The following is a 13,373-nucleotide window of genomic DNA, read 5'->3' on the forward strand; positions in this document are numbered from 1 at the left end:
ATGGTGCTCGTTCCCGACGCGATCCTCACGGCGATCCTGTCGATATTCCTCTACCTCGCGCTGAGCGGAGCGCTCGCCCTCGTCACCGTGAGCCTGCGCAAGCCCGCGAACGCCCCCCTGATCACCGCGGCCGGCCTCGTGGTGGCAGCGCTGCTCGTCGTGGCCATCGCTCCGGCGAACGTGCCGATCTGGGTCGGTCTGGGGCTCGCCATGCTCGGCACCGCCGTCGCCGTCGTCGGCGGCGACTCGGTCACCCGGCGCATCCTCGACATCGCGACGCGCGGATCGGTCCGCGAGGGCATCGCGGGCGGCATCCTCGTGCAGGCTCCGCCGCGCCCCGGAGCGGAGGACGACCCGTCGGCGATCGCCTCCACGCGGGAGGTCATGCGCGGCGGCACGACGATCGGCTACCTCGAGCGCACCGCCGTCGCCGTGGCCATCATCGCCGGCTTCCCCGAGGCCATCGCGGTCGTCGTGGCGGTGAAGGGCGTCGGACGGTTCTCGGAGCTGTCCGAGGCCCAGTCGCGCGAGCGCTTCATCATCGGCACGCTCTCCAGTCTCCTGTGGGCGGCCGTGCTGGGCGGGCTGATCCGCCTCGCCATCTGGTGACGGCCGTCAGAGACCGAGGGCGTGCGTGACCGCCTGAGCCCGCGCCACGAGTTCCGCGCGCTGCTCGTCGACGCGCACGCCGGCGGTGCCGCCCACTCCGGAGCGGCTCGCGACGGAGCCCTCGATCGTGAGCACATCGCGCACGTCCGGGGTCAGGTCGGCCGAGATGCCCGCGAGGGCGGCGTCGTCCGCCTCGTGGAGCTCGAGCCCCCGCTCCTCGCAGAACTTGACCAGCGCGCCGGAGATCTCGTGCGCCTCGCGGAACGGGCGTCCCTTCCGCACGAGCCAGTCGGCCACGTCGGTCGCCAGTGAGAATCCCTGCGGAGCGAGCTGCGCCATGCGCTCCGTGTCGAACCGCAGCGTGGCGATCATGCCGGCGAAGGCCGGGAGCAGCACCTCTAGGGTGACGACGGAGTCGAAGACCGGCTCCTTGTCCTCCTGCAGATCGCGGTTGTAGGCCAGCGGCAGGGCCTTGAGGGTCGCCAGGAGTCCGGTGAGGTTGCCGATCAGACGCCCGGACTTGCCGCGCGCCAGCTCGGCGATGTCGGGGTTCTTCTTCTGCGGCATGATGCTCGAACCGGTCGAGTACGCGTCGTGCAGCTGCACGAAGCCGAACTCCCGCGTGTTCCAGATAATGATGTCCTCGGCGAACCGCGAGAGGTCGACGCCGATCTGCGCGGAGATGTACGCGAACTCCGCCACCACGTCGCGTGCGGCGGTGCCGTCCATCGAGTTCTCAGACGGACGCGCGAAGCCGAGTTCTTCGGCGACGAGCTGCGGGTCGAGCCCGAGCGACGACCCGGCGAGCGCGCCCCCGCCGTAGGGCGAGACCGTCGCGCGCGCGGTCCAGTCGCGCAGGCGCTCGAGGTCGCGCACGAGCGGCCACGCGTGGGCCTGCAGGTGGTGCGCGAGAAGCACCGGCTGGGCGTGCTGGAGGTGCGTGCGACCGGGCATGATGGCCGCCGGGTGCGCGTCGGCCTGGGCGACGATCGCGTCGACCAGTCGCAGCACGTCGCGCGCGATGACGCGCGAGTGGTCGAGGAGGTAGAGCCGCACCAGCGTCGCGATCTGGTCGTTGCGGCTGCGACCCGCGCGCAGCTTCCCACCGAGTTCGGGGCCCACCTCGACGATCAGCGCCTGCTCCAGCGCACCGTGGACGTCCTCGTCGTCGGGTCCGGCCACGAGCGTCCCGGCGGAGACCGCCGCGGCGAGCGCGTCGAGACCGGCGTGCATGCGCTGCTCCTCGTCGGCGGTGAGGTAGCCCGCCGCCGCCAGAGCCTTCGCGTGCGCGTGGGAGCCGGCGATGTCGTACAGCGCCAGCGCCCAGTCGAAGTGCGTCGAGCGCGAGAGCGCCGCGAGCTCCGGTGAGGGTCCGGAGGCGAATCGGGCGCCCCAGAGGGCGCCGTCGTTCGTGCGGTCGTTGGTCTCGTCGCTCACGATCGACCAGCCTAGCCGCGCGACGGAACGAGGCGAGCGACGCGGTCGAGCACCCATTCGAGGGGTCCGCGGCCGATCAGCAGCGCCCACGCCGTGCACCCGGCGATGGTCGCCAGAGTGATGACGGGGAAGGGATCCAGCGCGCGGAAGCCGCTGAGGTCGCCGGCGTCGCCGAGCACCGATGCCGCCCAGACCGCCCACACCACCAGCTGCGCGGTGTATGCGGTGAGGGGCATGGCTCCGGTGGCCCGCAGGGGCAGCACGACGACACGGAGGCCCGTGCGGCACAGGAGAAGGCAGAGCCCGGTGACGGCGATCGCGAAGCCGCCGGAGCCGATCACCTCGAGCACCCCGCTCGAGTGCGGCGCCGCCGTCCAGACCTGCGCGGCATAGGCGTCCGCGGGGGTGCCGAGCGCAGCATCCGCCCCGTACCCGACCGCGGCCAGAGCGGCACCGGCGCCGACCATCCAGAGCTGCACACGCAGACGGTCGACGCCCGCGCGCGCGATGCCGAGTCCGGCGAGCACGAAGGCGATCCAGACGGTGAACGGGTAATGCCACCCGATCGCGAAGGACAGCGTCTCCCCCGCGCGGCCCGACCAGACCGGCTGCTCGTCGAGGATCGGCTGCACGAACGGCAGGATGACGGCGGATGCCGCGGCGACGACGAGGAGCACGGGGGCGCCGAGGCGGAGGAAGGGCACGGCGAGCACGAAGAGGAGCGCGTAGGCGGGGAGGATGACGTACACCGGGACGCCGGTGAGGATCAGTGCGATCCCGAGGATCCAGAGGACGGCGGCCCGCACGAGCAGGCGGAGCCGTGCGACGCGGAGGGCATCACCCGTCCGCCGCCGACGGCCGCCCGTGGCGAGCCCCAGCGACACGCCGGCCAGGGTCGCGAAGAGGATCGACGACCGTCCGTCCACGACACCCGCCCAGGTGGACGGGTCGCCGAGGACGAGGATGGGGACGATCAGCAGGTGGGCCGCCAGCATCCCCACGACCGCCAGCCCGCGCGCGAGGTCGACACCGGCGACACGGTCCGCGCCGTCGATGCGATCGAGGTTGCGCTTGAGCAGGCCGCGGGTCGGGGCGACGGCGGTCCTCCCGACCGCCGTCACCCGTGCCCGCCGACCCGGCTCACGGCTGTCGGAGCAGCCAGACCAGCAGCGCCTTTTGGGCGTGGAGGCGGTTCTCCGCCTCGTCCCAGACGACGCTCTGCGGGCCGTCGATGACGTCCGCGTCGACCTCGTACCCGCGGTCGGCGGGGAGGCAGTGGATGAAGATCGCCCTGGGGTCGGCCAGGTCCATGGTGTCCTGCGTGACCTTGTAGCCGCCGAGATCGCGGAGGCGTGCGAGCTTCTCCTCCTCCTTGCCCATCGACACCCACGTGTCGGTCACGATGACGTCGGCACCGGCGGCCGCCTCGTTCGCATCGGTCAGGAGCGTGACGGAACCGCCGGTCTCGGCGGCTCGGCGGTCGGCATCGGCGATCACGTCCTCGCGCGGTGCGTAGTCCTCGGGCGAGGCGACGCGCACGTGCATGCCGGCCGTGACGCACGCGAGCACGTACGAGTGCGCCATGTTGCTGCGGCCGTCGCCGAAGAACGCGAGGGTGAGGCCGGCGAGGTCGCCCTTGTGCTCGCGGATGGTCAGCAGGTCCGCCAGCAGCTGGCAGGGGTGGAAGTCATCGCTCAGCGCGTTGACGACGGGCACCCGCGTGCCCCGTGCCATTTCCTCGAGCCCCGCCTGGGCGTAGGTGCGCCACACGATGGCGGCGACCTGGCGCTCGAGCACGCGGGCCGTGTCGGCCGGGGTCTCCTTGCCGCCGAGCTGACTGTTGGCGGTGGAGATGATGAGCGGCGACCCGCCCAGGTCGGCGATGCCCACCGCGAAGGAGACGCGCGTGCGCGTGGAGGACTTGTCGAAGATGACCGCGACGGTCTGCGGTCCTGCGAGGGAGCGGTCGGACCAGCGGTCCTTCTTGAGCTCGAGGGCGAGATCGAGGATCTCGCCCTGCTCGGCCTGCGTCAGGTCGTCGTCGCGCAGCAGGTGACGGGTCATGCCGGCACCGCCCCGGAGACGGGGGCAGCGTCCGCCGACTCGAGGAGCAGCGCGTCCTCGACGGACGCGAGGGCTGCGGCGAAGAGGCGGAGGAACTCTTCGACGTCCGCATCGCCGATCGTGAGCGGCGGCACGAGGCGGATGGTCGTGTCGTTCGGCGCGTTGACGATGAGCCCGTGCTCCTGGGCGGCCGCAACGACGGCTTTCGCGACGGGATGCTGCAGCGCGACGCCGATGAGGAGGCCCTGGCCGCGGCATCCGGCCACCAGCGACGACCCGATCGCGGCGATCCCCTCGCGCAGCTGCGCGCCGCGTCGCGCCGCGTTGCGCACGAGGTCGGCGCGCTCGATCTCGGCGAGGACGGCGCCGGCCACCGCGGTGCCCAGGGCGTTGCCGCCGAAGGTCGAGCCGTGGGTCCCGGGGTAGAACAGCTCGCTCGCCGCGCCGAAGGTGATGAGTGCGCCGATGGGGAAGCCGCCGCCGATGCCCTTGGCGACCGTGATGGCGTCGGGGATGATGCCGGCGTGCTGGAAGCCGAACCACTCCCCCGTGCGCCCGGCGCCCGTCTGGATCTCGTCGACGATGAGCAGCGCGCCGTGACGCTCCGTGAGGGCGCGCGCGGTCTCGAGGTAGCCGTCGGGCAGGGGCATGACACCGGCCTCGCCCTTGATGGGCTCGACGAACAGCGCGGCGACGCGATCGTCGATGGCATCCTCCAGCGCCTCGATGGTGGAGTCGATGAACTCGACACCGGGCACCATGGGCAGGAACGGCTCCTGCATCGCCGGCTTCCCGGTGAGGGCGAGCGTGCCCATGGTGCGGCCGTGGAAGGCGTTCTTGAGCGACAGGATGCGGGTGCGACCGCTCGCCGCGCCGTGCAGGCGCGCGAGCTTGAACGCCGCCTCGTTGGCCTCGGCGCCGGAGTTGCCAAAGTAGACCCGGCCGCTCTCGCCGGTGCCCGCGAGCCGCTTCAGCCGGCCGGCCAACGCGAGCTGGGGCGGCGTGGCGAAGTAGTTCGACACGTGCGCCAGCGTTGCGGCCTGCCCGGCGATGGCCTCCACGAAGACCGGGTGGGCGTGCCCGAGGGAGTTGACGGCGATCCCGGCGAGGAAGTCGAGGTACTCACGCCCCTCGGCGTCCCAGACCCGGGCGCCCTCCCCTCGCACGAACATGGCCATGCGGTCTCCGAAGCTCCGCACGAGGTCGCGCCCCGCGTCGTCCTGCCACGTCGGACCTGCCTGTTCAGCCACCGCGCACCACCTCTGTTCCGATTCCCTTGCTGGTGAAGATCTCCACGAGCACCGAGTGCGGCACCCGCCCGTCGATGATCGCCGCCGTCTCGACGCCGCCCTCGACGGCGTCCAGGCAGGCCTGCATCTTCGGGATCATGCCCGACTCGAGCTTCGGCAGCATCGCGCGCAGCTCGGTGGAGGTCAGGTGGGAGACGAGCGAGTCGCGGTTCGGCCAGTCGGCGTAGAGACCGGCGACGTCGGTGAGGACGACGAGCTTCGCGGCGCCCAGGGCGACCGCGAGGGCGGCGGCCGCGGCATCCGCGTTCACATTCAGAGAGTTGCCGGGGTGGTCGAGATCCGGCGCGATGCTGGAGACGACCGGGATGCGCCCCGCGTCGAGCTGGTCGAGGATCGGCTGCGGGTCGACCTCGGTGACGTCGCCGACGCGACCCAGGTCGTGCTCGACGCCCTCGATGACCACGCCCCGACGGCGGCCGCCGAAGAGGCCGGCGTCTTCTCCGGACAGCCCGGTGGCCAGCGGTCCGTGCGCGTTGATCTTCGCCACGAGCTGCGGGTTGATCTGACCCGTGAGCACCATCCGCACGACCGAGATGGCTTCGGTGCTCGTGACGCGATAGCCGCCCTTGAACTCGCTGGGGATCGCCAACCGGTCCAGCATCGAGGAGATCTGCGGGCCGCCGCCGTGGACGACGACCGGTTTCACGCCGACGTAGCGCAGATAGGCGATGTCGGCGGCGAACGCCTCCTGCAGCTCGTCGCTGATCATCGCGTTGCCGCCGTACTTGACCACCACGACCCGGTCGCGGAACTGCCGCAGCCACGGCAGCGACTCGATCATCGCGGCGGCCTTGACGCTGGCCTCGGCCGGGTCGGTGTCCTGGAGGTCGATGCCGGTCATGAGGCGTACGCGCTGTTCTCGTGGACGTAGTCGTGGGTGAGGTCGTTGGTGAGGATCGTCGCCTCGGCGTCGCCGACCCGCAGGTCGATGACGAGGTCGGTGGCGCGGGGCGTCAGGTCGACCTCCTCGCGCGGCCGGTCGGGGCCGCCCCCGGTGCAGACGCGGACGCCGTTCATCCAGACGTCGACGTCGTAGGGGTCGAAAGCCGCGTCGGTCGTGCCGATCGCGGCGAGCACGCGCCCCCAGTTCGGGTCGTTGCCGAAGATGGCCGCCTTGAAGAGGTTGTTGCGGGCCACGGAGCGGCCCACCTCCACGGCGTCGTCCTCGGATGCCGCGTGCACCACGTGGATGGAGATGTCGTGGCTCGCGCCCTCCGCGTCGGACTGCAGCTGCTCGGCGAGGTCGAGGCACACAGCGGCGAGCGCGTCGCCGAAGGCGTCGGCGTCGGGAGTGATGCCGCTGGCACCGCTCGCCAGCAGCGTCACCTGGTCGTTGGTCGACATGCAGCCGTCCGAGTCGAGGCGGTCGAAGCTCGTCCGCGTCGCGCGGCGGAGATGCTCGTCGGCCTGCTGCGGCGTCAGGACGGCGTCGGTGGTGATGACGACGAGCATGGTGGCGAGGCCGGGGGCCAGCATCCCGGCGCCCTTCGCCATCGCGCCGACGACCCAGCCGTCGCGCTCGAGCACGACGCGCTTCGGCCGCGAGTCGGTCGTCATGATGGCCAGGGACGCGTCGACGCCGCCGTCGGAGCCGAGCGCCGCGATGGCGTCCTCGGTGCCCGAGAGCACGTTCGCGCGGAAGGTTTCGTCGCCGACGCCGATGAGGCCGGTCGAGCAGACCTGGATGTCCCCGGCGCTCACCCCGAGCAGCTCCGCGGCCTTCTCGGCCGTCTGGTGGGTGGTCTGGAACCCGAAGCTGCCGGTGAAGCAGTTGGCCCCGCCGGAGTTCAGCACGATGGCCTCGACCACCCCGTCCTGGATCGCCTGCTGCGACCAGATGATGGGATTGGCCTTGGCCCGGTTGCTCGTGAACACCGCGGCGCCCACCTTGAGGGGGCCGCGGTTCACGACGACGGCGAGGTCCGGCTTGCCGGTCGACTTCAGACCCGCGACGACGCCGGCCGCCTCGAATCCCTGGGGCGCGGTGACGCTCACGGCGCGACTCCGTTCACGGTGAGGGCGCGGTCCTCGGGCAGGCCGAGCGCAATGTTCATGGACTGGACGGCGGCCCCCGCGGTGCCCTTGGCGAGGTTGTCGACGGCGGTGACGACCTCGACGCGCCCGGCGTCGCGGTCGATCGCGATGCCCATGAGCGCGGTGTTCGCGCCGAGGACGTCGGCGGTGCGGGGGAACTCCCCCGCGGGCAGCAGCTGCACGAAGGTCTCGTCGCCGTAGGCCGCCTCCCACGCGGCGCGGACGTCCGCGTCGGAGACGCCCTCGACGAGCGGGGCGCTGGAGGTGGCGAGGATGCCGCGGGACATGGGCACGATGACGGGTGTGAAGGAGATGCGGATCGGGGCGTCCGGCGCTCCCGCGGGGCGCGCCGCGCGCAGCGCCTGGCGGATCTCGGGGATGTGCCGGTGGGTGCCGCCGACGGCATACGGGTTGGCCGAGCCGAGGATCTCGCTCGCCAGCAGGTTCGGCTTCAGGCTCTTGCCGGCACCGCTCGGCCCCACCGCGAGCACCGTGACGATGTCGGCGGTGTCGATCACGCCGGCCGCCACTCCGGGGGCGAGGCTGAGGCTCACGGTGCTGGCGTTGCAGCCGGGGGCGGCGATGCGGGATGCCCCGATCAGCCGTTCACGCTGGACTCCGCCGCCGACGGGCAGCTCGGGCACGCCGTAGACCCACGGATCGTGGAAGGAGCCTCCGTAGAAGCGATCCCAGTCCTCCACCGACTCCAGTCGGTGGTCGGCGCCCGCGTCGATGACGAGCGCCGTCTCGGAGAGCGCGTCGGTGTACTGGCCGGACTGTCCGTGCGGGAGGGCGAGGAAGACGATGTCGTGACCGGAGAGCACCTCCGGGGTGGTCTCCTGCAGCTCGAGGTGACGCAGCGACCGCAGGTGCGGCTGGTGCGCGACGAGCGGCTGCCCGGCGTTGGAGTGCGCCGTGACGGTGCGGATCTCCACGTCGGGGTGCGCGGCGAGGATGCGCAGGATCTCGCCGCCGGCGTAGCCGGAGGCGCCGGAGACGGCGACCGAATAGGTCATGGATTCCACCTTAAGGTGCGGGCGCCTGCACGCGAGGCGGCGCGGCGCGGGATGACGGGCGGGAGCGAGGGCGGCGACGCACTCGAACCCGCCGGCACGGCGGAAGAGCGGGTCGTCGCCTAGAGTCGGCGTCCGGCCCGGCGTCGGCGCGCGGGAGCGATGCTCACGGGGAGCATCTGCAGGTCCGGGGCGGCCGAGGGCATGCGCCGACGATAGCGGCAGTCGCGGCGGTCGGCCAAATCAGGCGATGTCGCCGGTCGGGCCGGTGTCACGCCGGCGCGCGTCGTGCTCCGCCCGGTGGTCGGCGAGGAGCACCTCCTCCTCGGCGCGCGTGAGCCCGCTGCGGCGGTCCCGGTCCAGCCCCCGCGCACGCTCGTCGGCCAGGGTGTCGGCGAGGGTGACGCGCAGGTCGCGGAGCGTCCCGCCGAGCAGTCGGTAGACGGTGTTGGTGCGCGTCGTGAAGCCGGGCATGTCGCGCGGCAGCCACAGCGGCAGCGATCGGGGACCGGCCCAGTGCTGCACGTCGTGCTGCTCGAGCCACGCGTCGTCCGCGACGACGAGCTCACCGGTGTGACCGGCCGTCTCGCGGGCGAGCTCCAGCAGACGCGCGAGCGGCACGGGGTCGCCGACCGCGTTCATCGTGCCGACCCAGCGCTCGCGCCCCAGGGCGACGATCTCGTCCGCCAGATCCCGCACGTCGATGACCTGCGCCATCCGGTCGTCGCCCTCGGGGAGGAGGACCGGCTCTCCCCCGGCGAGCGCGAAGCGGGCGGGCCAGTAGCCGAAGCGGTCGCTCGGATCGCCGGGGCCGACCACCAGACCGGGGCGCACGACCGCGGCACGGCCGCCGAGGGCTCGGCGGACGGACGCCTCGCAGGCCGCTTTCGCGCGGGCGTAGTCGTACGGCTCGCCCGCCTCGGCGGGGTCGGCGAGCGCCGCGCCCTCGTCCTGCCCGGCGACGTCCGACGAGGCGTAGACGGAGACGCTCGACACGTACGTCCAGTGCCGGGTGCGGCCGGCGAGCGCGGTGAGGGCCGCCTCCACGTGCGCGGGGTCGGACGAGACGTCCAGCACCTCGTCCCACTCGCGATCCGCCACGCGCGCGTACGCCGCGCGGTGCTCGCGGTCGGCGGCCACGAGCGCGGCACCGAAGGGGGCTTCGCGCGCGCCGCGGGCGAGGCAGGTGACGCGGGCTCCGGCATCCATCCACCGACGGGCCGTCGCGCCGCCCAGCCAGCCTGTTCCACCGAGGATGAGGACGTCGGTCATGTCCCCATCCCAGCAGAGCGGATGCCGCGGCGCGAGGCCCCGGCTACTCGCGCAGGGTCGCGCCGAAGCGCTGGGCGGCGACGGCGACGCCGGCCAGCTTCGACTCCGTGGCCTCCGCGGCGGTCAGCGTGCGGTCCGGAGCCCGGAAGCGCAGGGCGAAGGTGAGGCTCTTCGCACCCTCCGGCACCCCCGCGCCCCGGTAGTCGTCCACCAGGCGCAGCGACTCCAGCAGCGCGCCGGCACCGTCGTGCAGAGCCGCGCCGACATCGGCCGCGGGCACCTCGGCATCCAGCACCAGCGAGACGTCCTGGGTGGCGGCCGGGAAGCCCGAGAGGGATGCCGCGACCACGCGCTCGCCCGCGAGCGACAGCGCGAGGTCGAGGTCGAGCTCGGCGACGATCACCCGTCCCGGCAGCTCGGCCGCCTCCGCCACCGCGGGCAGCAACTCGCCGGCGTAGCCCACCTCCCTGCCGTGCACCGACAGCACCGCGGTGCGTCCCGGGTGCAGGGCGGCGCGGCGGGTCTGGGCGACGTCCACCGTCACCCCGGCGGCGGCGGCGATCGTGCGGACCGCGTCCAGCGCGTCGGCGACGTCCGCGGCGACGGACGGGTGACCGGGCTGCTTGGGCGAGACGTTGCCCGTCAGGAGCACCGCCACGTGCCGCGGCTGCGGCGGGATCGCGTCATCGAGCGCGGCGAGGGTCGCCGCATCCGGCCGCGTCGCCAGCGGCGGCACGGTGTCGGTGCCGTAGGTCACGCCGGGCGCGGGGAGGAAGACCATGCCCGTCTCGAAGAGGGCGAGGTCGGTGAAGCCGCGCGAGACGTTGCGGTGCGCGACCTCCAGCAGACCGGGCACGAGCGAGCGGCGCAGGAACGGCGACTGCCCGTCGAGGGGGTTGGCAAGCTTGATGCTCGGCAGGTGCTCCCCCGACTCGGAGCCGTGCAGGTCGTTCGCGGCCTCGGTGGTGAACGGGAACGACGGCGTCTCGACGTAGCCGGCCGCAGCCAGGGCGTTCGCCGTTCGGCGCCGACCCTGCTGGGCGAGCGTGAGCCCGCGACCCGAGGGCGGCGTGGGCAGCATCGAGGGGATGCGGTCGTAGCCCTCGATGCGGGCGACCTCCTCGGCCAGCGTCCACCTGTCGGTGAGATCGGGTCTCCACGTCGGGGGCGACACGGCCCAGCCGTCGGCACCGGCTGTGACGCGGCATCCGATCATCTCCAGCGCAGCGACGATCTCCTCCGGCGTGTAGGCGACGCCGATGAGACCCGGGACGAAGCCGCTGGGCAGGTCGATGCCCGGCGTCTCGTACGCGCGCAGCAGCGCGCCGCCGGCGCGCGTGTCGGTGCCGCCCGCGTAGGCCACCATGAGCTCGGCGACGCGCGCGGCGGCCACGAACGCGATCGCCGGGTCGACACCGCGTTCGAAGCGACGCGAGGCCTCCGACGGCAGCTTGTGGCGCCTCGCCGTGCGGGCGATCGACACGGTGTCGAAGGTCGCCGCCTCGATCAGGACGTTGCGGGTGGCATCCGTCATCTCGGTCGTGCCGCCGCCCATGACACCGGCCAGGCCGATGGGGCCGGACTCGTCGGTGATGAGGAGGTCCTCGGGGTCGAGCGTGCGCACCTTGCCGTCGAGCGTCTCGAGGGTCTCGCCCTGCTGCGCGCGGCGCACGGTGATGCCGCCGGTGAGGCGATCGAGGTCGTAGCCGTGGATCGGCTGACCGAGCTCGATCATCACGTAGTTGGTGATGTCGATGAGGATGCCGAGCGAGCGGATGCCGGCCAGCGTCAGGCGGGCGACCATCCAGGCCGGCGTCGGCTTGGTCGGGTCGACGTCGCGCACGATGCGGGCGACGAACTCCGTGGCCCCCTCGCGTCCGCGGATCGGCGCCCGGTCGTCGACGGCGACCGAGAACGCCTGCTCGTCGTGGAGGTTGACCTCTCCCCACGGCCGCAGCCCCGGGTCACGGAAGGCCGCGCCGGTGGCGTGGGAGTACTCACGGGCCACGCCGCGCACCGACAGGGCGTAGCCGCGGTCGGGGGTGACGTTGATGTCCACGGCCACGTCGTCCAAGCCGAGGAGGGCGATGGCGTCGGTGCCGACGGGTGCGTCGATTCCGAGCTCGACGAGGCGAAGGATGCCGGAGTGCTCGTCGCCGAGGCCGAGCTCCTTGGCCGAAGCGATCATGCCGTCGGACACGTGACCGTAGGTCTTGCGCGCGGCGATCGGGAAGGGCCCGGGCAGCACGGCGCCCGGGAGCGTGACGACGACCTTGTCACCGGCGAAGAAGTTGCCGGCGCCGCAGACGATGCCGCGCACTCCCCCCTCGGCCTCGCCGACGTCCACCTGACACCAGCGGATCGTCTTGCCGTTGGACTGGGGCTCGGCGTCGAAGGACACGACCTCGCCGACGACGATCGGCCCGGTCAGCTCGAAGCGATGGACGTCCTCCTCCTCGAAGCCGACGCGCACGAGATCTGCGAGCACGGCCTCGGGCGTGACGTCCGCCGGGAGGTCGACGAACTCGCGGAGCCAGGACAGCGGAACGCGCATCAGACCACCATCCCGAACTGCTCGCTGAAGCGGACATCGCCCTCGGCCATGTCGCGCATGTCCTGCACGTCGCTGCGGAACATGAGCGTCCGCTCGATCCCCATGCCGAACGCGAAGCCGGAGTACTCCTCCGGGTCGATCCCCGCCGCGCGCAACACGTTCGGGTTGACCATGCCGCAGCCGCCCCACTCGATCCAGCGGGCGCCGCCCTTGAAGGTGGGATGCCACAGGTCGAGCTCGGCGGACGGCTCGGTGAAGGGGAAGTAGTTCGCGCGGAAGCGCGTCTTGGCCTCGGGCCCGAACAGCACGCGCGCGGCGTGGTCGAGGGTGCCCTTGAGGTGCGCCATGGTGATGCCCTTGTCGATGACGAGCCCCTCGAACTGGGTGAAGACGGGCAGGTGCGTGGCGTCGAACTCGTCGGTGCGGTAGACGCGGCCGGGGCAGAGCACGTAGATCGGCAGGTCGCGCTCGAGCATGGAGCGCACCTGCACGGGGCTCGTGTGCGTGCGCATGACGAGGTGCCGCGAGACCGGATCGACGAAGAACGTGTCCTGCATCTGACGCGCCGGGTGGTCGACGTCGAAGTTCAAAGCGTCGAAGTTGTACCACTCGTGCTCGAGCTCCGGCCCCTCGGCGATCTCCCACCCCATGCCGACGAAGATGTCGGCGATCTGCTCCTGGAGGAGGGTCATCGGATGCCGCGCCCCCACCCGCGCGCGGGACGCCAGGGCCGTCACGTCCACCCGCTCGGCGTCGAGCCGGGCGGCCGTCTCGGCCTCGGCGAGCTCGAGCTCGCGGGCGGCGAAGGCCTGGTTGACGCGTCCGCGGGCCTGTCCCACCAGCTTGCCGAACTCGGCCTTCTGCGCCGGGGCGACGTTGCGCAGCTGCGCGTTCAGGCGGGCGAGGGGCGAGCCCTCGGCGCTGTGCGCGGCGCGGGCCGCCTTCAGCTGCGCGGTGTCGGCTGCGGCGGCCACGGCGTCGATGGCGGCCTGGACCGCGGCATCCACCGCCTCCGGCGTGATGGGCGGGTTCTCAGGGGCGTCGGACACGAGAATCGAGTCTACCGACGGCCGCGCGGCC

General features: G+C 72.6%; 11 protein-coding genes. 1 reads left to right on the top strand and 10 read right to left on the bottom strand.

The features are described 5' to 3' along the window. Entirely contained in the window at positions 1–609 is a 609-nt protein-coding gene (locus ABC304_RS15245) for a hypothetical protein (RefSeq protein ID WP_412931918.1), read from the top strand. 6 nt (positions 610–615) lie between these two features. On the opposite strand, the gene argH is transcribed toward ABC304_RS15245, so the two are convergent. The 10 genes from argH to pheS all read right to left on the bottom strand — a co-directional run bounded on the left by argH (position 616) and on the right by pheS (position 13,342). Further along, positions 616–2,046 (bottom strand): argininosuccinate lyase, encoded by a 1,431-nt coding sequence (gene argH / locus ABC304_RS15250; protein ID WP_412931921.1) that lies wholly within the window; start codon positions 2,044–2,046, stop codon positions 616–618. 11 nt (positions 2,047–2,057) lie between these two features. Then, on the bottom strand, positions 2,058–3,167 hold the full coding sequence (locus ABC304_RS15255) for a heparan-alpha-glucosaminide N-acetyltransferase domain-containing protein (RefSeq protein ID WP_412931923.1): 1,110 nt from the start codon (positions 3,165–3,167) through the stop codon (positions 2,058–2,060). A gap of 19 nt (positions 3,168–3,186) precedes the next feature. After that, on the bottom strand, positions 3,187–4,110 hold the full coding sequence (gene argF / locus ABC304_RS15260; RefSeq protein WP_412931925.1) for an ornithine carbamoyltransferase: 924 nt from the start codon (positions 4,108–4,110) through the stop codon (positions 3,187–3,189). Further along, positions 4,107–5,360 (bottom strand): acetylornithine transaminase, encoded by a 1,254-nt coding sequence (locus tag ABC304_RS15265; protein ID WP_412931927.1) that lies wholly within the window; start codon positions 5,358–5,360, stop codon positions 4,107–4,109. The genes argF and ABC304_RS15265 overlap by 4 nt, the downstream gene beginning before the upstream one ends. Further along, entirely contained in the window at positions 5,353–6,261 is a 909-nt protein-coding gene (argB, locus tag ABC304_RS15270; RefSeq protein WP_412931928.1) for an acetylglutamate kinase, read from the bottom strand. The genes ABC304_RS15265 and argB overlap by 8 nt, the downstream gene beginning before the upstream one ends. Continuing rightward, positions 6,258–7,415, bottom strand: a complete 1,158-nt coding sequence (argJ, locus tag ABC304_RS15275) for a bifunctional glutamate N-acetyltransferase/amino-acid acetyltransferase ArgJ (RefSeq protein ID WP_412931930.1) — start codon at positions 7,413–7,415, stop codon at positions 6,258–6,260. Before argJ ends, argB begins: the two co-directional genes overlap by 4 nt. After that, on the bottom strand, positions 7,412–8,470 hold the full coding sequence (argC, locus tag ABC304_RS15280) for an N-acetyl-gamma-glutamyl-phosphate reductase (protein WP_412931931.1): 1,059 nt from the start codon (positions 8,468–8,470) through the stop codon (positions 7,412–7,414). The genes argJ and argC overlap by 4 nt, the downstream gene beginning before the upstream one ends. Positions 8,471–8,710: 240 nt before the next feature. After that, entirely contained in the window at positions 8,711–9,739 is a 1,029-nt protein-coding gene (locus ABC304_RS15285; RefSeq protein ID WP_412931933.1) for an NAD-dependent epimerase/dehydratase family protein, read from the bottom strand. A gap of 43 nt (positions 9,740–9,782) precedes the next feature. Continuing rightward, positions 9,783–12,293 carry a phenylalanine--tRNA ligase subunit beta gene (gene pheT / locus ABC304_RS15290; protein ID WP_412931935.1) on the bottom strand — a complete coding sequence of 837 codons (2,511 nt, stop codon included), beginning with the start codon at positions 12,291–12,293 and terminating at the stop codon, positions 9,783–9,785. Continuing rightward, on the bottom strand, positions 12,293–13,342 hold the full coding sequence (pheS, locus tag ABC304_RS15295) for a phenylalanine--tRNA ligase subunit alpha (protein ID WP_412931936.1): 1,050 nt from the start codon (positions 13,340–13,342) through the stop codon (positions 12,293–12,295). Before pheS ends, pheT begins: the two co-directional genes overlap by 1 nt. Positions 13,343–13,373: the final 31 nt, after the last annotated feature.

Source organism: Microbacterium jepli, assembly GCF_047237905.1.
Lineage (GTDB): Bacteria > Actinomycetota > Actinomycetes > Actinomycetales > Microbacteriaceae > Microbacterium.

What these genes read in the sequence shown, in the direction of transcription:
- argB (WP_412931928.1), bottom strand. Translation starts at nt 6,261, where the DNA reads ATGACCGGCATCGACCTCCAGGACACCGACCCGGCCGAGGCCAGCGTC.
- pheT (WP_412931935.1), bottom strand. Translation starts at nt 12,293, where the DNA reads ATGCGCGTTCCGCTGTCCTGGCTCCGCGAGTTCGTCGACCTCCCGGCG.
- ABC304_RS15285 (WP_412931933.1), bottom strand. Translation starts at nt 9,739, where the DNA reads ATGACCGACGTCCTCATCCTCGGTGGAACAGGCTGGCTGGGCGGCGCG.
- ABC304_RS15245 (WP_412931918.1), top strand. Translation starts at nt 1, where the DNA reads ATGGTGCTCGTTCCCGACGCGATCCTCACGGCGATCCTGTCGATATTC.
- argF (WP_412931925.1), bottom strand. Translation starts at nt 4,110, where the DNA reads ATGACCCGTCACCTGCTGCGCGACGACGACCTGACGCAGGCCGAGCAG.
- argC (WP_412931931.1), bottom strand. Translation starts at nt 8,470, where the DNA reads ATGACCTATTCGGTCGCCGTCTCCGGCGCCTCCGGCTACGCCGGCGGC.